This window comes from Pseudomonas sp. EB271-G4-1 (assembly GCF_058791355.1).
Map to the genome: position 1 here is coordinate 24394 of NZ_JBYTEO010000029.1, position 24779 is coordinate 49172.

Consider the following 24779-nt stretch of genomic DNA (forward strand, 5'->3'; position numbering starts at 1 on the left):
GGTCACGTAGGACTGAGAGAGGCAGTATCGCTGAAAGTGCGCTTGTCCTACAAAAATGGCAGCGATTCATCTTCCATTGCAGGAATAGGCTTTAGCATGGCTATCAGTGTTTTCGATCTCTTCAAAGTCGGCATCGGTCCATCCAGCTCCCACACGGTCGGCCCCATGCGTGCTGCCGCGACCTTCGCCCAGGCGCTGGTGGACCAGGGTTCAGTGACTGACGTACGGCGGGTGGAAATCCGCTTGTACGGCTCCCTGTCGGCGACCGGTGTCGGTCATGCCACCGACCGAGCTTGCGTCATGGGCTTGATGGGCGAATGGCCAGACCGTATCGATCCCTCCACCATCGACAGCCGGATCCATACCCTGCGTGAGACCGGCGAGTTGTTGCTGGCAGGCCAGGTGAGCATTGCGTTCAACTGGTCGCGCGATCTGCTGCTGCTCGACGAGAGTTTGCCCTACCACCCCAACGCCATGTCCCTGACTGCCTTCGGCGAAACCGGCGAACTGTTCGAACAGACGTACTACTCGGTCGGTGGTGGGTTCATCATTGAGGCGGCAGAAGCCGAGTCCGGGCTATCACCTGCCCGAGACGTGGTTTTGCCCTACGACTTTTCCAGTGCCGTCGAGCTGCTCAAGCTCTGCAACCAGCACGGTCTGCGTGTCAGCGAGCTGATGATGGCCAACGAACGGGCCTGGCGCAGTGACGAAGAAATACGCCAGGGCTTGCTGCATATCTGGTCGGTGATGCGCGAGTGCGTCGAGCAGGGGCTGGAGCACGAAGGCATCCTCCCCGGTGGCCTGAACGTGCCGCGACGTGCGGCGAAATTGCACCGCAGCCTGTTGGAAATCGGCAAGCCGAACGTCATCACTTCGACCCTGTCGGCCATGGAATGGGTGAACCTTTTCGCCCTCGCCGTGAACGAAGAAAACGCTGCCGGCGGTCGCATGGTGACAGCACCGACCAACGGTGCAGCGGGGATTATTCCGGCGGTGCTGCACTACTACATGAAATTCAACCCCGATGCGTCGGACGATGACGTCGTGGCGTTCTTTTTGGGTGCCGCCGCCGTCGGCATCCTGTGCAAGAAAAACGCCTCGATCTCTGGTGCCGAAGTCGGTTGTCAGGGCGAGGTCGGCTCTGCCTGCGCCATGGCCGCCGCCGGCCTGGCAGAAGTCCTCGGCGCCACGCCGGAGCAATTGGAAAACGCCGCCGAAATCGGCCTTGAACACAACCTCGGACTGACCTGTGACCCGGTCGGCGGGCTGGTGCAAGTGCCATGTATCGAGCGCAACGCAATTGCTGCCGTAAAGGCGATCAACGCCACGCAAATGGCCCTGCGTGGCGACGGCAAGCACTTCATCTCCCTGGACCGGGTGATCCGCACCATGCGCGACACGGGCGCCGACATGCACGACAAATACAAGGAGACATCCCGAGGCGGTCTGGCGGTGAACTGGGTAGAGTGCTGACCGGTTTGGTGGCATGCAGGCGCAAATTGCCCTGAAACGGGCAGCCCCCTGTAGGAGCGAGCCTGCTCGCGAAAAACCTGAGAGCGCCGCGTGGCGCCAGATATCCCGCGTCATCGTTGACCTGCATCGCGAGCATGCTCGCTCCTACAATTCGTGCTTCTTGTCCGGCATGCCCTTTGCTACATCCCGTTTGGAACATTGATGGCGATATTGACGAGAGAATGGCCGATGGTCCGGCGTTGCGAACCAACCCGATCACGGCCGGTCAACAACTGCACGTTCAATCAAGCGGTGACGCATCATGGACAACCCTTTCCAGCTCATTACCGATGCTTTTGCAGCGGACTATCAGATCAACCTGAGCATTCAGGGTCTTGATGGCAGCATCATGCTGACCCTGTCCAACAATGGCCGAGTAGTCGCAAAGCGCATGATCAGTGCCGAACAACGCAACGATCCACAACGGCTCAAGCGCCTGGTGCAAAGCATCCAGTTCGGCATCGCCATCGAACAGGGGCACAGCGCGGTGGCCATCCTCGAAGCCATGACCGATGGCGGCACGCACAGCCTGCCGCCACCCTCGATAAAAAACCGCCCGCGCCCGGCCATCAGGCTTTAAAGCTCGCCCTTCTCCACTTCCGGATGTTCACCCGAGCCCGCACCTGTCTTACGGTGCGGATGCTCGATCTTCACCGAAGGAAATTGCGAGGAGGCGTAGCGCACTACCAGGATCGCAAACGCCAGCAACAGGATCCCGCCGCACAGGTAGATGATCCCCAAGTCGGGTGGATTGTGATGGGACACGTTGGAAATCAGCAGCCGCGTGAGCGCCGTGATCGCCACGTAGATCAGGAAACGTACCGGCATGTGGTTGGTCTTGAAGTAAATCCCGACCATCGCCCCCAGTTCCAGGTAGATGAACAGCAGCAGGATGTCGTCGATCTTGATATGCCCCTGCTCGAGCATCCCGAGAAACTCCATCACCGCAGCCCACGCGGTCACCGCACCAATGGCAAACAGCGCCAGGTAGTGGAAAGTTTCGACGAACAGGTTGCCCAGTGACTCGGCCAGTTCATGCACGTTCTGCCGCAGCTTTTCGGCCCAGTTGATTTTCACGATGATGCTTCCTTAGGTCGACTCGACCGGATAATGCAGGTTGGACGTGACGGTTGTTCTGCATGCAGAAACAAGGCCACGTCCATGATGGCGAGACGCCTTGGATTGCGCTCCGTGACGTTTGGTCGCAGCTATCTTTACCCAGCTACCAAAACCCGACGCCTGACAAATCCCGAAACCGGCCTACATTAAAAAGCCACTACCCAAATCCGAGAGATTCGCTTATCCTTTGCTGTATATAGATACAGTAGTCGAGTCAGACTAATAATTTGAAGGCATGTGAGGTGGTGAATGGCCGTCGAAGTGGTATACCGCAGCAGCCGAGATCTGGAGCGCTTGTTCATGGATAAAGCCGAAGCTGACCGTCATGACAAAATGCTCGAGCTGGCGGAGTTGCTGGCTGACGTATTGCAAAAAGCTGTTCCGTCCTTGACCGAACAGCAAGTGGAAGAAGTCGGGATCTACATGGCGAAAAACCGCGACGTGTTCGCCAAGGCGTTCAAGAGCCAGCCGGACGCCTTGTCCGAACTGCTCACAGCGCCAGCGCAGGTCGTAGAGTCGGTTAAAGAGGCAATACCCGTTGAAGAGGCAATCGCTGAGCCGGTGGCCCCGACGAAGCCTGCCAAAGCCGCGAAAACCCCGAAGTAAGCAGCCCCCGTAGGAGCTGCCGCAGGCTGCGATCTTTTGATTTTTTATCGATACAGCACCTTCTCCGCCAACTCGTCTGCCACGCGAGCCGGAGAGCGTTTTTCCGCCTGGGCGTGGGCGAAGACTTCGGTGAGCCGCGAGCTGATTTTCGACAGGTGCGCGGTGATGGTCCCCAAGTCTTCGCCACGATGCTTGAGCGAAACATAGATCAATCCGCCGGCATTGATCACGTAGTCGGGCGCATACAGGATGCCCCGCCTTTCCAGCTGGTCGGCGACGTCCAGATGGGTCAGTTGATTGTTCGCCGAACCGGCCACTGCCGAGCAGCGTAGTTGCGTCACGCTGTGGCTGTTCAGCACCCCGCCCAGACCGCACGGCGCGAGAATGTCGCAAGGTGTGCTTAGCAATGCGTCGTTGGCTATCGGGTGCGCGCCAAGTTGCTCCATCGCCAGTTGTACCTTGCCGTGGTCGATGTCGCTGACCAGCAGCTCGGCGCCGGCGGCGTGCAGCTGCTCTGCCAGGGCAAATCCAACGTTGCCCAGGCCTTGGATGGCGACGCGTAGGCCTTCGAGGTTATCGCTGCCCAACCGGGCCATCGCCGTGGCGCGGATGCCGGTAAACACGCCCATCGCCGCGTGAGGCGCGGGGTCGCCGGCCGATGTGGTGCTGGTGACGTGTTGGGTCTGTTGGGCAATGCAATCCATGTCCGCCACCGAGGTGCCACTGTCGATGGCGGTAATGTAGCGCCCGTCGAGTTGATTGATACAACGCCCGAACGCTTCAAACAGTGCAGCGCGATTGGCCACGTGAACGGGGCGAATGATCACCGCCACGCCGCCGCCCTGGGCCAGGCCGGCCAAGGCCGCCTTGTAACTCATGCCTTGGGCAAGGCGCACCGCATCCTCGACTGCAGACTCGTCGCTGGGATAGGCAAGGTAACGGCAACCGCCCAGAGCAGGCCCCAAACGGCTGTTATGAATGGCAATCACCGCCTTCAACCCGGTGGCCGGGTCGACGCTCAGATGCAGCGATTCAAGGCGAGTGCTTTGCATGAGAGCGAACATCGTAAGGCTCCCGAATCACTTCTTGTAGTCGCCAGTATAGGCTTGTGCACAAAAATTGCAGAAGCGCACCGGAATAAGCAAAAGCGCCATGCAAGCTTTAGGAAATAACCGAAACTAGCCCCTGTGCGGTACTGGACGAATGGCAAAGACCGGTCTAAAACGAGGCATAGCCCGGAGATTTTCATGACGCCGCGCCAATCTTTTTTCGCCTGCCTGCAACGATCACCGCCTGCGCTGTTCGAGGCGGCGCTGTGGATCGCCGTCGAACATGACAAGCAGGTTAACCCCGAGGCAGTGTTGGCGCACTTCAAGGAGCTGCAACTGCGGGTCAGTAGCGGCTTGCCGATGTTACCCGTGAGCGAGTTGGCGCAACCGTTGCTCAGGCGCATGGTCGAATTGGGGTTCGCCCAGGATGACTTCGCCCCCTTGCGGCCGCAAGTGGCATTGCTCGATAAGGTCCTGGTGCGTCGCCGCGGGCAGCCATTAGCCTTGGCGATGATAGCCCTGGAACTGGCCAGAGGCCTGGAGATTCCGCTGGTCGGCGTCAATTTCCCGGGGCATTTCCTGCTGCGGGTGCCAGGTGCCGATCATCTGCTCGACCCCTGTGGCGGCCGGCGCCTTTATCCCAACGATTGCCGGGAGCTGCTGCATCGCCAGTATGGCCCGAACATGCAACTCAACGCTGAGCAACTGGTCACGGCCACACCCGCGCAAATGCTTCAACGCCTGTCACGCAACCTGCGCCAGCTACATCTTTCCCACGACGATTACATTGGCGCGTTGATCGACGCCGAACGCGTACTGGAACTGGGCAACGCCAGCGCCTCCGACTACTTGGCCCGGGCCAGCCTGTACCAACGGCTGGACTGCCCGAATGCCGAGCGCTTCGACCTGGAACATGCATTGCTGCTCAGCGACGATCCGATCCAGCGGATTCGCCTGACCGAGCGACTTGGGCATTTGCCTCCTAATTCCATCGTCCACTGAACCCTACAGCACCGCGTTATCGTTCTTCGCGGGCAAGCCTCGCTCCTACGGGTATATGCAAATCAAGGCGTGTCAGGCTGGTTAGCTGGATGCGCCTTGATGAACGCCGGGTGGCTGGCGACCAGCGTCGCTACCCGGCGGATTCGCGGATAAGCCTCAAGGGAAATGTTGAAGCGTTCGGCGGCATACAACTGTGGAATCAAGTACACATCCGCCAACCCGGGCTGCGAACCAAAGCAGTAACCCTCATCACCAATCAGCTGCTCCACGGTCGCCAGCCCCTGGTTGATCCAGTGCGCAATCCACTCAAGAACCTGCGGTTCATCAAAGCCCAACTGGCGCAGCCGATTGAGCACGCTGACATTGTGCAGCGGATGTACATCGCAGCCGATCAGCGCCGCCACGCCACGCTCATGGGCGCGGGCAACGAGATCCTTGGACAGCAGCGGTACCTGTGGATAACGCTCCTCCAGGTACTCGATGATCGCCGGTGACTGAATCAGCAGCTCGCCTTCGTCGGTGCGCAATGCCGGCACGCGGCCTTGCGGATTGATGCCCAGGTACGCTGGCTGGCGATGCTCTCCACCCGGTGGCGCAATCAGGTTGATTGGCAGCGCCTGGTAATCCAGGCCCTTGAGCGCCAACGCGATACGCACCCGATAGGACGACGTTGAGCGGTAGTAGGTATAGAGTTCCATGAACCGATCCCCTTAGCGAGCCGGCAACACTTTGCCGCGGCATTCACCGAAGCCGATGGAGGCAAACCCTTCGCGGCTGCAACGGCCACGCAAGATGATTTCGTCGCCGTCCTCGAGGAATTTACGCACTTCGCCCGAGGCCAGTTCGATCGGCTTCTTACCGCCTTCGGTGATCTCCAGCAGGCTGCCGAACTGGCCGCTTTGAGGACCGGACAAGGTGCCCGAACCGAACAGATCACCGGCCTGCAACTGGCAGCCATTGACGCTGTGATGCGCCACCATTTGCGCCACGGTCCAATACATGTGTTTCGAGTTGCTCCGGGTCAGGCGATGGGCCGGCAGGTTCTGCTCGCGCATGGCTTCGGTGAGCAGCAGGACTTCCAGTTCGATGTCGAATGCGCCAGCGGCTTGATCGCGTTTATCGAACAGGTACGGCAGCGGCTGTGGATCGCCTTCCGGACGTGCCGGCTGGGCAAGACGGAACGGCTCCAGCGCTTCGGCCGTCACGACCCACGGAGAAATACTGGTGATGAAGCTCTTCGACAGGAATGGCCCCAACGGCTGGTATTCCCAAGCCTGGATGTCACGTGCCGACCAGTCATTGAGCAGGCAGAAACCGGCGATGTGATCAGCGGCGTCACCAATGGCTATGGAGTCGCCCATGTCGTTGCCCTGACCGATCCAGATGCCCAGTTCCAGTTCGTAGTCCAGGCGTGCACAGGGGCCGAATGTTGGTTCAGTCTGACCGGCCGGCAGCGTCTGGCCCTTGGGACGGCGCACGTCGGTGCCCGACGGGCGGATGGTCGAGGCGCGGCCGTGATAGCCGATCGGCACGTACTTGTAGTTGGGCAGCAACGGGTTGTCCGGGCGGAACAGTTTGCCAACGTTTTGAGCGTGCTCGATGCCGACGTAAAAGTCGGTGTAATCATTGATTTTCGCTGGCAGATGCATCTGGCAATCGGCAGCCAGAGTCAGCAACTTCGCGCCCTGTGCTTCGATCTTGCCGCGCAGGGTGCTGCCCTCCTTGAGCAATTCGATCAAACGCTCACGCAAGGCTACGCGAGCTTCGCGACCCAATTCGAAGAACGCATTCAACTGACCGCCACGGGTGGCTTCGACCGCAGCCTTCGCAGCGCCATCGAACAGGCCGGCATCGAGTGCCGCTTCCAGATCGAAGATATGCTCGCCAATGGCCACGCCACTACGGGGCGCTGCCCCCTTCACGCTGAACACGCCCAGCGGCAGGTTTTGCAGCGGGAAATCCTCGTGGCCGTTGGCCGAAGCAACCCAGCTGCGAGTAATGGAAGTTTGCGTCATGGGTTATCTCCGGGTCGGGTCGAAAGTGGCTGGGAAGGTAGCCCAGCAGGCATCGTAGTTGTCTTGCAGTTGCGGGCAATCGAGGGCGAACGTGCTCGGGCGCAGCACCTGGCTGGTCTCGAACATGAAGGCCATGGTGTTGTCGATTTTCGAAGGTTTCAGGTCGACGTTGATCGCTTTGGTGCAGGTCTCACCATCTGGCCCATGAGCGCTCATGCAGCTGTGCAGAGAAGCGCCACCGGGCACAAAACCTTCGGCCTTGGCGTCGTATTCGCCCTGGATCAGGCCCATGAATTCATTCATCAGGTTGCGGTGGAACCACGGTGGACGGAAGGTTTTCTCAGCGACCATCCAGCGTGGCGGAAAGATCACGAAATCGAGGTTGGCCAAGCCGTGGACGCTGGTCGGCGAGGTCAGCACCGTGAAGATCGACGGGTCCGGGTGGTCGAAGCTGACCGAGCCGATGGTGTTGAAACGGCGCAGGTCATATTTATAAGGCACGTTGTTACCGTGCCAGGCGACCACGTTCAACGGTGAGTGATCGAGCTCGCAACCCCACAACTGGCCGAGGAACTTCTGCACCAGTGTCGTGGGCTGTTGAAGGTTTTCGTAGCAAGCCACCGGCGTCAGGAAATCACGCGGATTCGCCAGGCCGTTGCTGCCGATCGGCCCCAGATCCGGCAGGCGCAACGGCGCACCGTGGTTCTCGGCGATGTAACCGCGCGCTTGTGGGTCGAGTAGTTCGATGCGCCATTTCAGCCCGCGAGGTAATACCGCAATTTCCAGCGGCTCTACTTCCAGTACGCCCAGTTCGGTGGCGATGCGCAGACGCCCCTGTTGCGGCACCAGCAGCATTTCGCCGTCGGCATTGAAGAATACGCGCTCCATGGAACGGTTGGCGCGGTACTGGTAGATGCTGATCCCCGCCGGTTTATCCGCGCTGGAGTTGGCCGCCATGCTCACCAGGCCATCGATGAAATCGGTTGGCTCGGCGGGAATGTCCAACGCGTTCCAGCGCAGGCGATTGGGGGTCACTTCACCCAATGGGCCGCCGGCCAATTGCCGATCGAGCTTGATAAATGCCGGGTGATTGGCCGAAGGCTGAATCCGGTACATCCACGTCCGCCGTGCTTCGCTGCGTGCCATCGTGAACGCAGTGCCGGAGAACAGTTCGGTGTAGAGGCCGTAAGGCGCTTTTTGCGGGGAGTTCTGGCCAACGGGAAGTGCCCCAGGCAATGCCTCACTGCAAAATTCGTTGCCGAAGCCTGACTGATAGGCCAGCGCTGGCGTCGTTGAATCGGAGTTCATGGAGCCTCCTGAACAGGGAGTCGACAGTGGCCGGTCGCTCTGTTGCAGAGTTCGTGGCACGTCGGGGTTATTTTTATCGTAATTCAATTACGCTTAACGTAATTTGATTGGGATTGACCGTCAAGCTATAAAGACGCCCATTCGTCCCGGGATCACAACGCCTCCATGGAAAAGCCTGACAGCAACGGTAAACAGAAAGTCCGCTCGGCCGAGGTGGGTACTGACATCCTCAAGGCCTTGGCCGAGTTGTCGCCCTCGACTTCACTCTCGCGCCTGGCCGAGCACGTGCAAATGCCAGCGAGCAAGGTTCACCGCTACCTACAGGCGTTGATCGCCAGTGGCTTTGCCGAACAGAATGCGGCGACCAATCATTACGGCCTGGGCCGTGAAGCCTTGCGCGTCGGATTGGCGGCACTCAACAGTATGGACGTGCTGAAAGTCGCCGCCCTACCGTTGGCCGAGTTGCGCGACGACTTGAACGAAACCTGTTTCGTGGCGGTGTGGGGCAATCAGGGAGCGACCGTGGTGCACATCGAACCGGCGGTGCGGGCGGTGACGGTGGTGACACAGTTGGGGTCGGTGTTGCCCTTGCTCAGCTCCTCCACGGGCCTGGTGTTTGGCGCGTACCTGCCCAAGCGTGAAACCGTGGAGTTGCGTGAGCAGGAACTGCTGTCGGCCGGCGCTCACGCCCTCAGCGATGATCAAGTCTATGAAACGCTATGTGGGCAGATCCGCGGCCGCGGCTTGCATCACGTGCACGGTTTACTGATGCCTGGTGTCGATGCATTGTCGGCACCGGTGTTCAACGCCGCCGGGCATGTGGTGGCAGTCATTACCATTGTCGGCCCGACCTCGTTGTTTCATGCCGACGAAAACGGCCCGGCGGCGCAGCGCTTGCTGGCGGCGACACGGGCCGTAAGTTGGCGGATGGGCTATGAACCGCCCACGATCACCGGCTAGCCGGATTACATCAAAATCGTTTGCTCGCTGGAGTCAGGCTCGGCGAGCGACTGCTTTATCAGTTCGCTGACGACGGCCAGGTCCACCGTTTTGCCGGTGCACGCAGAGATTACGCCCATGCAGGTATTAACATTGCCGACCTGCTTGGCAATGGCCTTCTGCGCCATTGAAAAACCTAGCTTTCCGATGCGCATCGTAGCCAGCTCCAACAGGCAATCGAGGTAACTCGAGAACATCTTCTCGTGGTCCCCTTCCATGTACGCCTTCGCCCCCTCAAACACCGCGTTGGTCATCACCACAGCACTCAAGGCGAGTCCGATAGGTGCGAAAGGGAGGCTAAAAACGGTGACTGCCACGATTGCATTATCGTAGATCAGCTTGCTGACAATCTCCCCAAGACTGGTGGTCTTGGCATCCACGTCGTCAACGATCTGAGCCATTGCATCGGTGTAGCAACGGGAGAAATCTCGGACTCGGCTATCGGACTGCAAATGAGGGATGTCCTCGATACTACGCAGCTTCACTTTCTCAAGGTATGCACTGACAACTTTCTGCTGCGTGAACTTGACTCGCTTGCTGTAATAACTGCCAAGTTCTGCCGTTTTCACCGATCTGGCAAACTCGGCCAAGGGTCTGAACGATCGGCAATCCGGCGCATGTGGGGTATACAGCAAATCATCCGCAGCGCCATTGCGCATGAGGCGGAACACATAAATGCCGTCAACCCGGCAGTTCTGAAGATAAAACCTGTAGAGACCCTCGCGTTGAGGAGACTCGGGATCTTCAACATGCGAGATTGGATCAGGTTCCACTTCGCGCGACTGCTCAATGAGCTGTTCAATCTGCTCATATTGCTTGCGTTCAATATGACCACAGAACAGCGCTTCCAACGCTGAACGATGCATTTCATGGCGCCGCAGATCGACGTAGACGTCACGTTTCAAGGCATAGTCCGGGGCATCCTGGTCCAGGTAATCGGCCTTTAACATGGCGAGATACTGCTCACCTGGGCGCAACGTTCTTGACCAGCCTGGCACATATTTGATCAGCAGATCGGAAACGGGTGGATGGCCGGGTGATAGACGAATGGACGGGTAAATTCCGCGGTTATGAGTCGGACCACTTTCTTCGGTAATGTGATGTTCATCGATGATCATCCGGGACAAGGTCATCTCTTTGGAATCATCAAGCCTCACCACAATCAGGTCAGGATCTATGTCGACGGTTTCGCCGTGTTGCGCCAGGACTTCCTCTGCACGCTTCTTGATCAGCTTGCAGGCGAAGTCCTCGTAACTGATCAACGCTGCCTCGCGGCCTGCAAGTTTGGTTAAACCCTTGAGCTCAATGTTCAACCGCGCAAAACATTGTCGCTGGGCGGCGGTGGCCGAGCGATACCCGGCAGGAACGACCGCTTGCATTTCCCCGCGCAACCAATCGACATGCAGCATAACCGCCTGGCGCAATGCACCCTCTGCGCTGTTTGGCCAAGGGCTGCGCTGAATACCGCACCACTGGCTCGGCAGGTCCTGGAGACGTCTCATGTACGCGTCCAGGCTGGCGCGTTCACTGGCCAATGCCTGGCGGCTCAGATAACTGCGCCCTTCGGGTTTTGCGGTCCAATCGAACAAATGGAAATTCAACTGCCTGAAGCTCGCGAACTCATACCAGCTCCTGCCACCCGGAGCCTGCGGTGCATACAGCACACAAAGCCCTTCTTCGCCCTGCGGCCCGCAGCAGACAATCATCCCCTCGAAAGCGCCTTTCGCATCACCGAACGAGAGCGCTCCCATGGAACAACGCTCATCACCTTGCGAGGAGATAGCGACGATCTGCAGGCTCTCGTCACTGATATGGCCCTGCAGCTTCGCGCTGAATGAACTCAGACCTATACGACTACTCAACAGAATTTGTTGCGCTTGAAGCACCGCTTCGTCCGTGTACTTCTTTTCGAATTTTTCCGCATGGAATTTGCGCATGCTCGCGCCGACCATCACCTCCAGAATATCGTCTGCGGTCACGCCGGACGGCAGCGCGTCCCCTTCCAGTTTGATCTCCAGCGCAATGGTGGTGGAGCCGTACAAATCGTTGAGCATGAATTCGGGAAGCGTCAAGCGATTGCTCTGCACAACCTTTTGCTCGCCGACGAAGAAAGTATAGTGAGTGCGGACGAAAATATGGTCCGGGTCCACCACTTCACCGCTGAGTAGTCGAACAACTTCCCGCGCTTGAAACCTGGCGAACGCCTTCAGCGACTTAACTTCTCCAAGCAGTGCATCCAGCGCCTGTTCGCTTTCAGTCAGGGACTGCTCAGCATCAAAGTAGTACTGGCGATCCTCCTCACTTGCACGTTGCAGCCAATCCGGCAGCTGTGGTGTTTTCCTGGAGGGGCGTAAAACTTCTTCTTGAAGCTTGTACGCGGACTCATTGGTTAATCCATTAATTTCCATGCACTGTCCTTTTTGCATAAATTATTATGTTGGTCGTTATTGCGCCCCTATTAACTTGTATAAAAATTAAACTGAGAAACTGAAACTATCGGGGCGATTCCAGACATATAAACACTACAGCCATGGAAGCACACCCCGAAACTTGTGTGCATTCATGAACAAACAAAACGCCTTAGAATTCGTACATCAAGTAACAATACCCAATACTTTCGCCTTGGCCACGGCTTGCGTCCTGCGCTCCACACCCAACTTCCCATTGATACGTCGCGCATGGGTCTTGACCGTGTGCAAGGAAATGAACAACAGATCAGCAATCTGTTGATTGGAGTTGCCCTGCGCCACTAACCGCAGCACCTGTATTTCCCGTTGGCTCAAACGGTTTTGCGGTGCACCCGGCGCCTGGTGATCATCGCCTAACCCGGTCAACCCAATGGCTTGCGGCAGTAGCGGCTGGCGCAACTGCAAATCGCACAAGGCCTGTTGCAGGTTGCACCGTTCAACCAATGCCAATCCTTGCGCCAGCGATTGCCGGGCAGCGTCCGGATCGCCCTTGAGCCAGGCGACTTCAGCCACGGCAAGGTGCAATTGCGCTTGCAGTGCCACCATTCCCCGCTGACTGACCCGTTGCAGTTGGGCTTCAAGCCGCTCCAGAGGCGCTTGTGCCCGCCCCAGGTAAACCTCGGCCAGGACCAGCAGATACTCCAGGCTGTCAACCAGCTCCAGCGTTGCCGGTGGAGCCTGGCGTGCACAAGGCCCGCGATAGTGACGCAGCACCCGTATCAGGGCCTCATGAGCCAGTTCCGATCGCCCTTGTTGCAACCAGAATTGGATACTGGTGTGCAGCAAGGCACTGCGATACACCGTTTCGGGAATCCGCCGTTGCTGCATCATCCGCTCGGCGTCACGCAGCAGGTCGAAAGCCTGAGCGTAATCCAGGCGATTGGCCGCCAGTTGCGCCAACCCCAGAAAACCATAAAGCGCTCGTTTGTCCTGGCTGCGCAGACAGATCTGCAGGCCGCTCTCGAAGTAAGTGGCAGCTTGTTGCGCCCGGCCCAGACTCAAGTTCAATCGGCCACGACGCAGGGCGATCCGTCCCAACAAGGGTTCGGCGTTCGCATGCTGCTGGCAAAGCAGGCCGTGCATGTTGGCGAGCAGGTCATCAGCCCTGCAGGACGCGCCCCGCTGCTCGAGCAATTGAGCGTGATCGAGTTCCAGCAACCCTTCGAATACCAGTGAACCTTGCGCCCGGGCCAGGCACAACGCCTCGCGGTTGAGCGCCTGTGCGACGTCGAGTTCGCCCCGCAGCAAGGCCTGTTGCGTCAAGCCGGACAGGCACATCAGCCGAGCAGGCCAGCACTCCAGGTCGAGCTCGCCCAGCGCCTCGAGAAAGTGTGCCCGTGACGCTTCCATGCGCCCCAGCAAATGCAGGAGCCAACCCTGTTGAGCCTGCCAACGGGCGATCAATTGCCTTTGCAGGGTTGCCGACGGCTGGGGCGTGAAGCGTGACAACTGTTCGATGCATTCGGCCGCCTGCTCGAAACGCCCGGCAAACAACAGGGCCGCGGTGATCAGGCCGACCAGTTGCGGCGAGCCGAACAGCAGTTCATCACCGCGTTGCTCGTGCAAACGCAGCAGCAGTACCACGGTCTGTTCTTCGAACAACTGCTCGAAACTGAAATGCTGCAACAGGCTGACCGCAACCTCGAATTCTTGCGCCAGCAAAGCCTGTTCGAACGCGGCCTTCCAGTCCTGTTCAGCGACGAACCACTGACAGGCACGACGATGCCAGAAGCGCGCGGCTGGCCATGGCTCATCGCGCATCAACAGGGCCAGGGGGGCGAAAACCTGCAACCAGTCTGTCGAGTCTTGCCAGGGTTCGATGAAACAGCCCAGCGCCTGCAACACACTCAAGTATTGCGCGCCCTCGCCCGCTCCGAACAGGTGATCGCTGAGCCGGGCGTTGAATCGCGGCAACAGTGCCAGCACCCGCCAAGCCTCGGCAAGTTCCGGTGTCAGGTTGGCGAAGAGCTCATGCTCGAGGTAGTCGTGCAGGGTGTCCGGTCGACCGCAGAGGGTGTCGTGACGCGTCCAGTCGCATTTTTGCAGCAGCGCGATCCGCACCCCGGCGCACCAGCCACCGCTGTGACGCAAAATCCTCTCGGCACCTTTCGCGGCCTGGGCCGGTTCCAGGTGATGCAACAGCTTTTCGATTTCCCCTTGATTGAACGCCAGCGCAGCGCGATCGCCATCGTACAATTCATCATCGAGCAGTAACCGTGGCCAGTTGCACTGCGGACGCCGCCGCCCACTCAGCCACCAGGTGACCATCGGGCTGCTGCTGGCCAACAACCGGTCGAGCAACAGGTCCAGTTCCGGGTCAGGGACACGGCAATAGTCATCGATAAACAACCAGGTGGCTGTCGGTAATCGAGCCAGATATTCCAACAATTCGGACTCATCCGAGGTTTTCAGTCCCAGCGTTCGCGCCAGGCGCTGGCAAAAGCCACCCACACTGATCGCCTCACCCGCCAAGGGCAGCCAGCGCACCTCACAGGTTGCCGGCGCGCTCAACATGCATTCTGCGAGCAGTGCACTCTTGCCACTGCCGGGCGGTGCACAGAGCAATTTCACCCGCGCCGTCGAGGCCAGCAACGGTTCAACCAGGCGCGCGCGATACAAGTGATGGGGAGACAATCGGGGCAGGAGTCCAGGACGGTCCAGACACGTCGTCATGGCAGTCATAGTGGTGCGCCTTTTTTATTTTTGTGGCGCCACCCTAGTCCTCTGTTGAGCGCTTGTTGAAGAAGTATTCAACACACTGATCAAGCCCTATAAAAAAGGTGACCAAAAGGTCACCTTTTTGTGTAACAGCTGTAGGAAATCTACCTCACACCTGTGCTCCGTAGCGCCGCTGGCGTGTAGTCCCCAGCTTTTGCAGCAATGTTGAATTCGAAACTGCGTTTCTCCTCATTCTTCATCCCCAAGGCTATGTAGCGACCGGCGATCAGGTCGTACAGCGCTTCGACCGTGTAGGCCGGGACCTGATGATCGTAGTAGAACTGCGCGTGCCCTTCTGCCACTCGCCAGAGCTGGCCACGACCGTCGTAGTGGTCAGCCAGGGCAACCTGCCAGGTGTCTTCGTCGATGTACATGTGACGCTTGGCGTACACGTGCCGCTCATTGGGCTTGACCGTGGCGACGACCTCCCAGACCCGATGCAACTCATAACGGGTGAGGTCCTGATTGATGTGCCCGGCCTTGATCACATCCGTGTACTTGAGGTCGGGCGAGTCAAGTTTGTAGCTGTTGTAGGGTATGTACATCTCTTTCTTGCCGATCAGTTTCCAGTCATAGCGATCCGGCGCGCCGGAAAACATGTCGAAGTTGTCGGTGGTGCGCAAACCGTCGGAAGAGGTGCCCACACCGTCGTAGGCCACTTGCGGCGCCCGTCGAACACGGCGCTGACCTGCGTTGTAGATCCAGGCCTTACGGGGTTCCTGGACCTGGTCAAGGGTTTCGTGAACCAGCAGCACGTTGCCCGCCAGACGGGCCGGCGCGGTGACTTCCTGCTTGAAATAGTTGAGGACGTTTTCATCGCTGCCTGGCTTGAGGTCACCCAGCAGCGACGGCACCGCCACTTCGTCCTTGAAGCGGATGACCGTGAAATCGCCATTGGACTGTGGCGTTGCCTGGGTAATGGTGCGACGCAGGTTACCGCCGTGATAACGGGTGATGTGGTTCCAGATCACCTCGACCCCGTTCTTCGGAATCGGAAAGGCGTAGTAGCGATTGCCGGTGAAGTTGGCCAGGCCGTTGCCGTCGTTGGTGGGTGTCACATTCAGTGCGCTGCGTTTGGCCGCTTCATACACTTCCGGTGGCAGCGCTGCCGTGCGATGGCTCGGATAGACCGGGATCCGGTAGGTCTCCGGGTAGCGCTTGAACATCGCGACCTGGCCATCGGACAGCTTGTCCTTGTACTGGTCAACCGTGGCTGCGGTGATGATGAACAAGGGCTTTTCGTTGGCGAACGGATCGGCCAAAAAGCCCTTGCTGTCCACTGCGCCCGCATTTTTAGCAATGCCGCCGGTCCACGCTGGAATCGATCCAGCGGCATTGCCGGCCTTCTCGGCGCCCAGCGGTGTGAGGCTGGTACCAAGCTTGTTCGCTTCCTCCACCGATACCGCCGCCATCACGTTGACGGCCAGCAAACTCAAGGCCAGGGCGGAGCCCAATTGCAGAATCATCTTGCGCATCGAATTCATCCTCTTTCAGCCAGGTCAGAAGTTCACGCCAAAGCTCAACGCCACGAAATCGCGGTCTTCGAGCACGTTGTAGTCACCCCCGAAAAAGTCGGTGTAACTGAGGCTTGCGGTATAGGTGTTGCGGTAGTCCGCATCGACGCCGAGGCTGACGGCCTTGGCACCTTCGTTGAACAGCCCGTTGGGGCCGTAGCCGGCGACGTCGTGGGACCACGACAGGTTGGGCCGAAAATTGATCCCGGCGATGACGTTGTTGTAATCGAGGATGGCGCGGGCACGATAACCCCAGGAGGTCGAGGTCACGAAACCATCGGTATCGCCGCCAAAACCGTATTGCCCGTACACCGAGTCGCGGCCGTAGCGCAACTTGCGGCGCGACTCCAGGCCACCGACGTGAACCACCGCGGCTTCACCGACCAGGGTCAGGCGATCCGCGCCTGCGACCTGATCGACGAAGTGCGTCAGGGTGCTCTGGACCTGGGTCACTTCCTTGCGTCGGTAGCCCTTGTTATCGGCCCCAGGCGAGGTCGCAATCGGTGACGCCGCGCCACCGGCGATAGGGTTGAGCATCGCCAGGGTCAGGTCGTTGGTGTTGACCTGCACCGGCGCGTTGGGGCGATAGCTGATCTCGCCGGTCCACGCCGTACCAGTGGGCAAGGTGGTGGAAAAACTCGCGCCATACAGGCGAATGTCTTCTGGGTACTCAAGGTAATACTGGCCGCGACCGAGCATCACGCTTTGCGCCAGGCCCGAACCGCTACCGGGAGCGATACGGTTGGCGGTCGCGACAATTGCCGGAATGCTCGCCAGGGTGGACAGGCCAGCCGTGGTGGTACCGACGTTGGGCGTGCGACTGTGATAGTTCATGAAGTACAGACCGTACTCGGTGTCGTCCCCCAGCCAGCGCAACGCCGTGCCCCACTGCCCGGAATCCCGGGCATCGCGGTCTTGGCCGCGAGGAACGACCACCCCTTCGCGGGTAACCTCGAAGCCCTGGCCAAAGGCGGCGGCAATCGGCTGCAATGGCGCAATCGCCGGGCTGGCCACGGTGTAGCCCTTGTTGCAACCATCGGCCACCACGTCGACGCCGAAGAAGGTGCCGCAGTTATCGACGACGGTCTGGTCCCACTCCAGTTGATAGAAGCCTTCCACCGTCAACTTGTCGGTCAGGCCTTGGGAGGCGAACAGCATGTTGACCGGAATCAGGCCCTCCTTGATCTCGGCACCGGGACGGCGAAAAGCGGACACGTCGACCGGGTTGATGCTGTTGATCGAGTTGCCGATGAAGGTGCTTTCGCCCCAACTGACCACCTGCTTACCGGCGCGCACCGTTCCTGGCAAGTCGGCGATGGAGTAGTTGTGATAGACGAAGGCATCGAGGATTTGCCCACCGGACGATTTGGAACCTTCCTTACGATTGTGATCGCTGATCGGCTTGAACGGCCGGTCTTCGTCCTTCAATTCGAAGTCGTACCAGTACTTACCCCGGACGAACACGCCGGTGTCGCCGTATTTAAGTTCGAGGTCGTGAATGCCCTTGAAGATCTTCGAGAAGGTTTCACCCTTCTTGAAATTCTGTCGCCCGTCGTCACCGGTCGACGCCTGCCCGCTGCCACCGTTGACGATACCGACCAGGGCATCATCGGCATCGCGCATGCCCCAGCTCGCACCGACCGACAGCGAAGAGTCGAACGTGCCCTCGATTTCGCCAATGTTGAATGACAGAGCCTGCGCCTGGGCACAGCACCCCAAGGCCACCGCAGCGGCCAGCGCCTGCGGAGTGAAGATGGCGCGCATTGTTGTTTTTGTCATGCGTCTTCCCCGGTGAGTGACAGAAGGCCACACCCTAATGCCGCACGCCGGGAGCGATAAGCGCACCAAGGAGGTATTCGTGGTGTCGCTCGAAAGGATGACTGGTTGCATGGCACGGGGGATCAGGCGGGGGCATAGATGCACTGGATGTGGCGGCATCAATTGGAAATATGGTCTAGGCTGCTGCCAGGCAGGACTGTTGCGCCAGCGGTAACGGTGCATCTCCCTGATCGCTATTTTTCCCTTGCCGGCAAAGACTTATCCTTGCCCTGCGCTTTGGGGACAACAGCCGCAAAGCGCGAAGCAACGGAAGGTGTTCCCCTCCCGCCGTTCGCGACAGACTTCAGATGATTTGAACGTATCGAGTCATCACCCCGTGTACATCGACGTTGATTTGTAGCTCCTGGATCCAACGTCTTCTTTGGCCGCTGCGTTTGCAGCGGCCTTTTTTATTTTCGGGCTTTTTTCCCCTGTAGGAGCGAGCATGCTCGCGATGAATTCAAAGACGCCGCTGGGTGTCAGACTTCCAGCGTCATCGTTGACGACCATCGCGAGCATGCTCGCTCCTACCGGGATATAAACGATCTCAACGGATCGGCGTTCTTGTTTTTTATGTTTCCCAAGCTTGAGTAAAGAACCTTTTTATGGGTGGCGGTTTTTGCGGTACCGTCCAACCTTATAGTTGAAAACACGTCCTACAAAATACTTCCTATAACTGCATAAGAAATTTCTTTTAATGCGCGGGAGTTTCCTGCTTGCGCATCTAATACCGCGAAACCCCTTTCAATTTTATATGTAATAGCTCACAACCACCTCAGACCCGTCCCAAACATTCCTGGCGTAGCATTATTCGGCAGCATCGATTAATCACGCACAAGGAAGAATAACCAATGTCAGAGAAACAAGGACCACCGTTGCCCCTGCCGCCAATTGATATCCGAGGAGAAGATCGCACAGTTTATTTAGAAACAACTCATGTAGGACATTTTAACTCAGCAGAAGACGACTCAACTGCACACGCAGACGTCACTCGCCGACTCCTTTTACGGGCTCAGCCCACTCAACTCAACCATTGGTGATTACCTTGCCAGAGCTCAAGCTTTGGATGGGGCAGTAACGCCCTATGGTCCTGCCTATTCAAAATGGGTTGCGTCTTTTAAAGCTGGCTACTCCGCAAAGCTGCTGACAGAGCACATTCAACTTTTGAATAGTCAGCAGGTACACGTACAGAATCTACTTGCCGGTGCGCAAGCTGAAGAACGCCGGGTTGCCGCGGAGCAGCAAGCACAACGCGTCGCTGCCGAACAGTCACGCATCAGGGCAGAAGCTGAAGCACTCGCCCATGCTCAAGAGCAGGTCCGATTAGCAGCATTGGCAGAAGCCGAACGAGTGGCTGCCGAGCAAGCGCGGCTTGCCGCTGAAGCTGCCGCACGCTTCATCGCAGCTGAACAGGCTCGTCTGGAAGCCGAGGCCGAGGTTCAACGGCAAGCCGAGCAGTTGCGGCTCGAAAATCAACGGAAAGCGGAGGAGCAAGCGCTCCGGGATGCAATGGCGGCTCTTGACGCCGCAAAGGGCAGTCGTCCATTTCGAGTATCGGGCGCGGCGGCGGCAAGCGGTCCGGTGTTCACCGTTGCAGCAGGAACCCTGGCAGTCGATGCGGTCACCAACCTCGCGATCAGGACTGCTCTGCGTTCGGCCGCAGCCACTGCAATCTCGGCGTTGGCAGCAGCCGTCGGGACAGCGTCAGGCGTCATGATAGTTGTTGGCGTCGCAGCGCTTGTTTATTACGCACTGCGGGACAACAAAGAACCGTACGCCTTGAGCCTGCCGCTCTCGGATTTAACGACCTACGACGCCGGCGCACTGAATGCCATCGCCCAGGCCAATGGAGACATCGAACTGCCGGTCGCGATCGGCTCCCGGTCTGTGGATAACACCACAGAGTTTTCCGTCGCTGCCACGAATGGCACCTCGGTGTCGCGCAAAGTACCGGTGCGTTTCGCGACCTACGATCCGGCTCTGAATGTTTACAGGAGCGAGAGCGCAACCGCCCAGTCGCCCGGCATGACATGGACGCCAATTGTCAGCCCGGGCGATGCATCAACAGCTCTTCCTGCGGCACAACCGGACGTCGCGCCCTACACCGGAGCTACCGCAACCGCCCTCGAGGGAAGGATCGATCCAAACCCGCAGCTGGATCTCTACAGTTTTGGAGGCTTTATCTACGTATTCCCGGTCGAATCGGGGATTCCGCCTCAGTATGTGATTTTCCACAGCCCATATGAGGGTGCAATAGCCGAAGGTGAGCACAGTGGCCGCGATTTCAACCCTGAGCAATCAGGTGGACCAATTTTAGATATGAAATGGAACGATGCAATCGTTTCACAAGAAGGATCCAATATCGTGAAACGGCATACATCAAAATTTATTCAATCCGATGCCAATAAAGTGATGATTGACCGTCTGGATCGAATTCTCCGTGGGGAGCTAGAGATGACCGATACCGATAAACGCTTCTATACTCACGAGATCAGGGAATTTGAAAGATTTAAGGCTTTGGGATATGGAGACACCGAAATGCCGGATCCCGATTCCCCGGCATGGAACAATGTTCACACTGCAACTTTGGAAGACTTCAAGCTGAAAGATGATCCTTCTCTACTCTACACGCCAGAAGCACTAGCAGCTGCTGCGGAACAGGATGAGTGTGACTATCAACGTTTTTTGAAGGAAATCTTGAAATGAGCAATATTGAGCAGTTAGTTAAAGGTGAGTCCCTGGACGATATCGTTACCGTTTTCGCCTTGATCAAGGCTCCACCTTACTTAGACATGATGATCAGTCGCTACAAGCCCGAAACAATCAGACACGGGGAACTTCAACTGACCTACACGCGACTGTTCGAAAAGGGTGTATTAGAAAAAGGAGAAATGGGATTGGCGAAAAAAGGCCCTAACTGGAAAGCTCCTAAATTCGTGACAGAAAACAAATACGGCTGATAGCAAAAATGCCCCAAGCCTCACCCAGAGGGTTTGGGGCTTCACGGCCCTTACAACGAATACTTCTGCAAATTCCCCATCATCTCCTTCAGCGCCTCAATGTTGTCCTTCGGATGCGCCGCCCCTTCGAAATCACAAATCTGCTGCCAATGCGCCGCCACGTCTTCCGGGGAGAACCCCACCCGCGGATCGAAACCGGCGCCGAGGCTGCGTTCCCAGCGCACCTTGCCCATCCAGCCGCCGCCCACTTCGAACAGCCCGGAGGTTTCCTGGCAGTTTTCGCTGGCCAGGTACACCACCAGCGGGCTGACGAGTTCCGGTTTGAGTTGTTCGAACACTTGCGGCGGGATCAGGCCTTCGGTCATGCGGGTGCCCCCGGTGGGGGCGATAGCGTTGACCAGGATGTTGTTCTTGCGACCTTCGATGGCCAGGGTACGGGTCAGGCCGTAGAGGCCGAGTTTGGCCATGCCGTAGTTGGACTGGCCGAAGTTGCCGTAGATGCCCGAGGTGGACGCTGTGAAGATCACTCGCCCGTAGTTTTGCTGGCGCAGGTGCGGCCAGGCGGCGCGGGTGACTTTGTAGGCGCCTTCGACATGGACGCGGTAAACCAGGTCCCAGTCGGCGTCTTCCATTTTGTGGAAGGTCTTGTCCCGCAGGATGCCGGCATTGTTGACCACTACATCGACGCGGCCAAAGGCGTCGAGGGCGTGTTGGACGATTTTGTCGCCGTCGGTGACCGAGTCGTGGTTGGCCTCGGCGGTGCCGCCCGCGTCGCGGATTTCGTTGACCACGCGGTCTGCCGCCGAGGCGTTGGCGCCTTCGCCCTGGGTCGAACCGCCGAGGTCGTTGACCAGTACCTTGGCGCCCTGCTTGGCGAACAGCAGTGCGTGCGCCCGTCCCAGGCCGCCACCCGCACCGGTGATGATCACGACTTTATCTTCGAAACGCACAGACTCATTCATGGGGAACTCCAGCAGGCCAGGACATTGCCTTGGAGTTTCAGGCACGGCGCTACGGGTCACAATGAACAGGGGGGAGGCTGAATGGTGTGCGATAAGGTAGGGGGATGATGAACACGAGGCGGCCTGGCGGCCGACCTGTTGTTTGTCGACCGCGTAGATATCCATTGCTGCGGTAACGGCCACCTATGGCTTCGCGGCGGGTGGGAACCTGTAGGAGCGAGCATGCTCGCGATGGTAGCCAACAATGACGCGGGGAGCCTGACACCCCCAGGTGCTCTCAGGTTTTTCGCGAGCATGCTCGCTCCTACGGGGGTGAGAGCGCCCGGAAAGGCGGCGCCGTGCTCAAGGGCGCCTTCGCCGGCAAGCCGGTTGCTACGAACAAGCCACCTTGAGCGGCGGTGAGGTCGTCCGGTCGCGGAATGCCAGGTAGTGCTTGAGCACCTGGCAGGGCGCCTCGATCTGCGGGTAATGACCGATGTCGCTGAGCAGGACCGTGTCCGGGTTGGGTATCAGCTCACGGTAGCGCGCGATCATGTGGGCACCGGAGATCGGGTCGACCTCGCCATCGATCACCCGCAGCGGCACCTCGCCGCGCTGCATCGCGCCGACCCAACGCTCGCGCTGGGTTCGCCGCTCGGGGATGTAGGCAATCAATTTATGCATGACCCGTGGCCCGTGATTGCTTTCGACGAGGCTCCAGAAATCGTCCATCTGGCTCTCGCTGGGACGAGTTTGCGGGCCGAAGATCTGACGGAAACTCTTTACCAGGCCATCACGGCTAAAAGCACGGCCGATCATCCATCCCAACGGGCTGAGCAGGAGTTTTTGCACCAGCACCGGGCGATGGGTTTCGGGGAACAACCCGCCATTGAGGAATACGCAACTGGCGAGGTCGATGCGCGCTTCGTAATGCCGGGCCAACAGTTCCTGGGCCACGCTGTCGCCGTAGTCATGGGCAAGCAGGTGCAGCGGTTGCTCGACGTTGAGATGAGCCAGCAGCGCCTGCTGCAAATCGGCCTGTTCCAGCAAACTGTACTCGTGATCCACCGGTTTGGCCGAGTCGCCGAATCCGAGCATGTCACAGGCAATTACCCGATAGCGCTGGGCCAGTGGTTGCCAAAGGTAATGCCAGTCCCAACTGGCGCTGGGAAAGCCATGGATGAGCAACAACGGCTCACCCTGCCCCGCCGTCCAGTAACGGATAGCTTGGCCATGGAACATGAAAGTCTGGCCGCGCTTGCGCCAGACACTCAGGGGAATCTCGGCGAGTTGCATTAGAGTTTGTACCCCGGGTCCAGTTTATCGAGCTTGCGCAGCAACGCCGGCCAAGCCAGCGCTCCGCCCATTCCTTGAGCACTTTTGGTGACACCGGCGATCATCGCCTTGGCACCCGCCAGAATCTGCGGTTCGATGGCAATCAGTTCAGCCCCTCCGTTCTGCGCCATGACCTGGATGTCGCAGGCACGTTGAAAGATAAACATCATCAGGAAGGTGTCGGCGATGCTGGGGCCACAGGTCAGCAGACCGTGGTTGTGCAACATCAGGAAGTTATTTTCTCCGAGGTCGGCTTGCAGCCGCGCTTTTTCCTCATGGTTGAGCGCAACACCTTCGTAGGCGTGATACGCCAGGCTGGAAAGAACAAACAGCGACTGTTGGCTGATCGGCAAAATGCCTTGTCGCTGCGCCGACACCGCCACGCCCGAAGCGGTATGGGTATGCAGCACGCACACGACATCGTGACGAACCTCATGCACCGCGCTATGGATGGTGTACCCCGCCGGATTGATCTCGTAGGGGCTGTCCATCAACTTGTTGCCGGACTGATCGACCTTGACCAGGCTCGACGCAGTAATTTCGTGAAACATCAGACCGTATGGGTTGATCAGGAAATCTTCGGTGCCCGGCACCTTGGCGGAGATGTGCGTGAAAATCAGATCATCCCAGCCATGCTGGGCGACCAGACGGTAGCAGGCAGCGAGGTCGACGCGGGCCTGCCACTCGGCAGCGCTGACCTGGTCTTTGACACAGGAGGAGGACGACTGGACGGGGGCTACGCTCACGGCAAGGAACCTCGGTTCTTATTATGGAGTGTTTCCAATGACTACCGAGTCTAGTCACCCTCCGAGCTTCGCGTAGTTGCATTGGCAGCCAGCTTGATGGCCGAGCGAGTCAGCGGCCCGAAGAGTTTGGATCCATGGCCTGGCTGCCGGTGCACCCGCGTTACCGATCAGCCCCGCAGCGCGTCGACCAGTTCCGCCAGCCAGGGCTCGGCATCCGCTTCAGGGGTCACGCTTTCACTGGCGTCCAGGCGCAGCATCGGCAGGATTTCGCGAATGCCCAGCTCACCGAACAACTCCCGCATTAGCTCGCCACCGCCGCAAAAGGTATCGCCATAGCTTGCGTCGCCCAGGCCGATGACGGCCCCTGGCAAGCCTCGCCAGGCGGCGGGCAACTGGTCTCGAATCGTCGAGTACAGGGGTTGCAGGTTGTCCGGTAGCTCGCCCATGCCGGTGGTCGACGTTACCGCGAGCAAGGCTTCGGGAGCGAAGGCCTGAATATCCGCGAGGCTTGCCCGCGGGTTGTGGAAGGTTTCGAAACCGGCGTTTTTCAAAATACTGGCGGCGTGGCGGGCAACTTCTTCAGCCGTGCCGTATACCGAGCCGGAAATGATGGCGACTTTCATCAATCTGATCCTGACGCTGAATAAAAGACCGGGATATTAACAGCAC

The 24779-nt window shown here is 58.7% G+C and carries 20 protein-coding genes and 1 pseudogene; 7 read left to right on the forward strand and 14 right to left on the reverse strand.

The annotated features are described in order from the left end of the window. The first annotated feature begins 96 nt into the window (after positions 1-96). A complete protein-coding gene (locus AC3WWR_RS16110; RefSeq protein WP_083348239.1) occupies positions 97-1473 on the forward strand; it encodes an L-serine ammonia-lyase in 1377 nt (458 codons plus the stop codon). 301 nt (positions 1474-1774) lie between these two features. Then, complete coding sequence (locus AC3WWR_RS16115) at positions 1775-2092, forward strand: DUF3509 domain-containing protein (protein ID WP_020796696.1); 318 nt, start codon at positions 1775-1777, stop codon at positions 2090-2092. Here the strand turns inward: AC3WWR_RS16115 and AC3WWR_RS16120 are convergent. Continuing rightward, positions 2089-2589, reverse strand: a complete 501-nt coding sequence (locus AC3WWR_RS16120; protein ID WP_008054441.1) for a phosphate-starvation-inducible protein PsiE — start codon at positions 2587-2589, stop codon at positions 2089-2091. The two genes, AC3WWR_RS16115 and AC3WWR_RS16120, sit on opposite strands and share 4 nt — an antisense overlap. A gap of 291 nt (positions 2590-2880) precedes the next feature. On the opposite strand from AC3WWR_RS16120, the pseudogene AC3WWR_RS16125 reads away from it, so the two are divergent. Then, positions 2881-3120, forward strand: a pseudogene (locus AC3WWR_RS16125) (YebG family protein); the annotation flags it as partial. Between the two features lie 161 nt (positions 3121-3281). Here AC3WWR_RS16125 and AC3WWR_RS16130 read toward each other — a convergent pair. Next, positions 3282-4301, reverse strand: a complete 1020-nt coding sequence (locus AC3WWR_RS16130) for a Glu/Leu/Phe/Val dehydrogenase family protein (RefSeq protein WP_020796694.1) — start codon at positions 4299-4301, stop codon at positions 3282-3284. Between the two features lie 183 nt (positions 4302-4484). Between AC3WWR_RS16130 and AC3WWR_RS16135 the strand changes: the two genes are divergently transcribed. Further along, positions 4485-5288: a SirB1 family protein gene (locus tag AC3WWR_RS16135; protein ID WP_020796693.1), complete on the forward strand. Its 804-nt coding sequence runs from the start codon at positions 4485-4487 to the stop codon at positions 5286-5288. A gap of 62 nt (positions 5289-5350) precedes the next feature. Here AC3WWR_RS16135 and maiA read toward each other — a convergent pair whose 3' ends face one another. Genes maiA through hmgA form a run of 3 tightly spaced genes read right to left on the reverse strand, consistent with a single transcriptional unit; the run spans position 5351 to position 8611 of the window. Further along, positions 5351-5986 carry a maleylacetoacetate isomerase gene (maiA, locus tag AC3WWR_RS16140; RefSeq protein ID WP_020796692.1) on the reverse strand — a complete coding sequence of 212 codons (636 nt, stop codon included), beginning with the start codon at positions 5984-5986 and terminating at the stop codon, positions 5351-5353. A gap of 12 nt (positions 5987-5998) precedes the next feature. Further along, positions 5999-7303 carry a fumarylacetoacetase gene (gene fahA / locus AC3WWR_RS16145; protein WP_492598873.1) on the reverse strand — a complete coding sequence of 435 codons (1305 nt, stop codon included), beginning with the start codon at positions 7301-7303 and terminating at the stop codon, positions 5999-6001. Between the two features lie 3 nt (positions 7304-7306). Beyond that, positions 7307-8611, reverse strand: a complete 1305-nt coding sequence (gene hmgA, locus AC3WWR_RS16150) for a homogentisate 1,2-dioxygenase (RefSeq protein WP_020796690.1) — start codon at positions 8609-8611, stop codon at positions 7307-7309. A gap of 165 nt (positions 8612-8776) precedes the next feature. On the opposite strand from hmgA, the gene AC3WWR_RS16155 reads away from it, so the two are divergent. After that, entirely contained in the window at positions 8777-9571 is a 795-nt protein-coding gene (locus AC3WWR_RS16155) for an IclR family transcriptional regulator (protein WP_020796689.1), read from the forward strand. Between the two features lie 5 nt (positions 9572-9576). Here AC3WWR_RS16155 and AC3WWR_RS16160 read toward each other — a convergent pair whose 3' ends face one another. The 5 genes from AC3WWR_RS16160 to AC3WWR_RS16180 all read right to left on the reverse strand — a co-directional run bounded on the left by AC3WWR_RS16160 (position 9577) and on the right by AC3WWR_RS16180 (position 18647). Next, complete coding sequence (locus tag AC3WWR_RS16160) at positions 9577-12018, reverse strand: dermonecrotic toxin domain-containing protein (RefSeq protein WP_020796688.1); 2442 nt, start codon at positions 12016-12018, stop codon at positions 9577-9579. Between the two features lie 186 nt (positions 12019-12204). Next, on the reverse strand, positions 12205-14760 hold the full coding sequence (locus tag AC3WWR_RS16165) for a LuxR C-terminal-related transcriptional regulator (protein WP_042955298.1): 2556 nt from the start codon (positions 14758-14760) through the stop codon (positions 12205-12207). A gap of 140 nt (positions 14761-14900) precedes the next feature. Further along, entirely contained in the window at positions 14901-16271 is a 1371-nt protein-coding gene (locus tag AC3WWR_RS16170; protein WP_033039341.1) for a DUF1329 domain-containing protein, read from the reverse strand. 24 nt (positions 16272-16295) lie between these two features. Next, positions 16296-18089 carry a DUF1302 domain-containing protein gene (locus AC3WWR_RS16175; RefSeq protein WP_020796685.1) on the reverse strand — a complete coding sequence of 598 codons (1794 nt, stop codon included), beginning with the start codon at positions 18087-18089 and terminating at the stop codon, positions 16296-16298. A gap of 369 nt (positions 18090-18458) precedes the next feature. Beyond that, entirely contained in the window at positions 18459-18647 is a 189-nt protein-coding gene (locus tag AC3WWR_RS16180) for a hypothetical protein (RefSeq protein WP_083348235.1), read from the reverse strand. A 543-nt stretch (positions 18648-19190) separates the two neighbouring features. Here AC3WWR_RS16180 and AC3WWR_RS16185 point away from each other — a divergent pair. Both AC3WWR_RS16185 and AC3WWR_RS16190 read left to right on the forward strand, forming a co-directional pair. Next, a complete protein-coding gene (locus tag AC3WWR_RS16185) occupies positions 19191-20834 on the forward strand; it encodes an S-type pyocin domain-containing protein (protein WP_492598874.1) in 1644 nt (547 codons plus the stop codon). Then, positions 20831-21088: a hypothetical protein gene (locus tag AC3WWR_RS16190; RefSeq protein ID WP_168757247.1), complete on the forward strand. Its 258-nt coding sequence runs from the start codon at positions 20831-20833 to the stop codon at positions 21086-21088. The genes AC3WWR_RS16185 and AC3WWR_RS16190 overlap by 4 nt, the downstream gene beginning before the upstream one ends. A 50-nt stretch (positions 21089-21138) precedes the next feature. On the opposite strand, the gene AC3WWR_RS16195 is transcribed toward AC3WWR_RS16190, so the two are convergent. The 4 genes from AC3WWR_RS16195 to AC3WWR_RS16210 all read right to left on the reverse strand — a co-directional run bounded on the left by AC3WWR_RS16195 (position 21139) and on the right by AC3WWR_RS16210 (position 24733). Further along, a complete protein-coding gene (locus AC3WWR_RS16195; protein ID WP_020796681.1) occupies positions 21139-22050 on the reverse strand; it encodes an SDR family oxidoreductase in 912 nt (303 codons plus the stop codon). A 372-nt stretch (positions 22051-22422) separates the two neighbouring features. Continuing rightward, complete coding sequence (locus tag AC3WWR_RS16200; RefSeq protein WP_020796680.1) at positions 22423-23325, reverse strand: alpha/beta fold hydrolase; 903 nt, start codon at positions 23323-23325, stop codon at positions 22423-22425. After that, positions 23325-24110, reverse strand: a complete 786-nt coding sequence (locus AC3WWR_RS16205) for a class II aldolase/adducin family protein (protein WP_020796679.1) — start codon at positions 24108-24110, stop codon at positions 23325-23327. The genes AC3WWR_RS16200 and AC3WWR_RS16205 overlap by 1 nt, the downstream gene beginning before the upstream one ends. Positions 24111-24277: 167 nt before the next feature. Next, positions 24278-24733, reverse strand: a complete 456-nt coding sequence (locus AC3WWR_RS16210; RefSeq protein WP_033044534.1) for a flavodoxin — start codon at positions 24731-24733, stop codon at positions 24278-24280. Between the last annotated feature and the right edge of the window lie 46 nt (positions 24734-24779).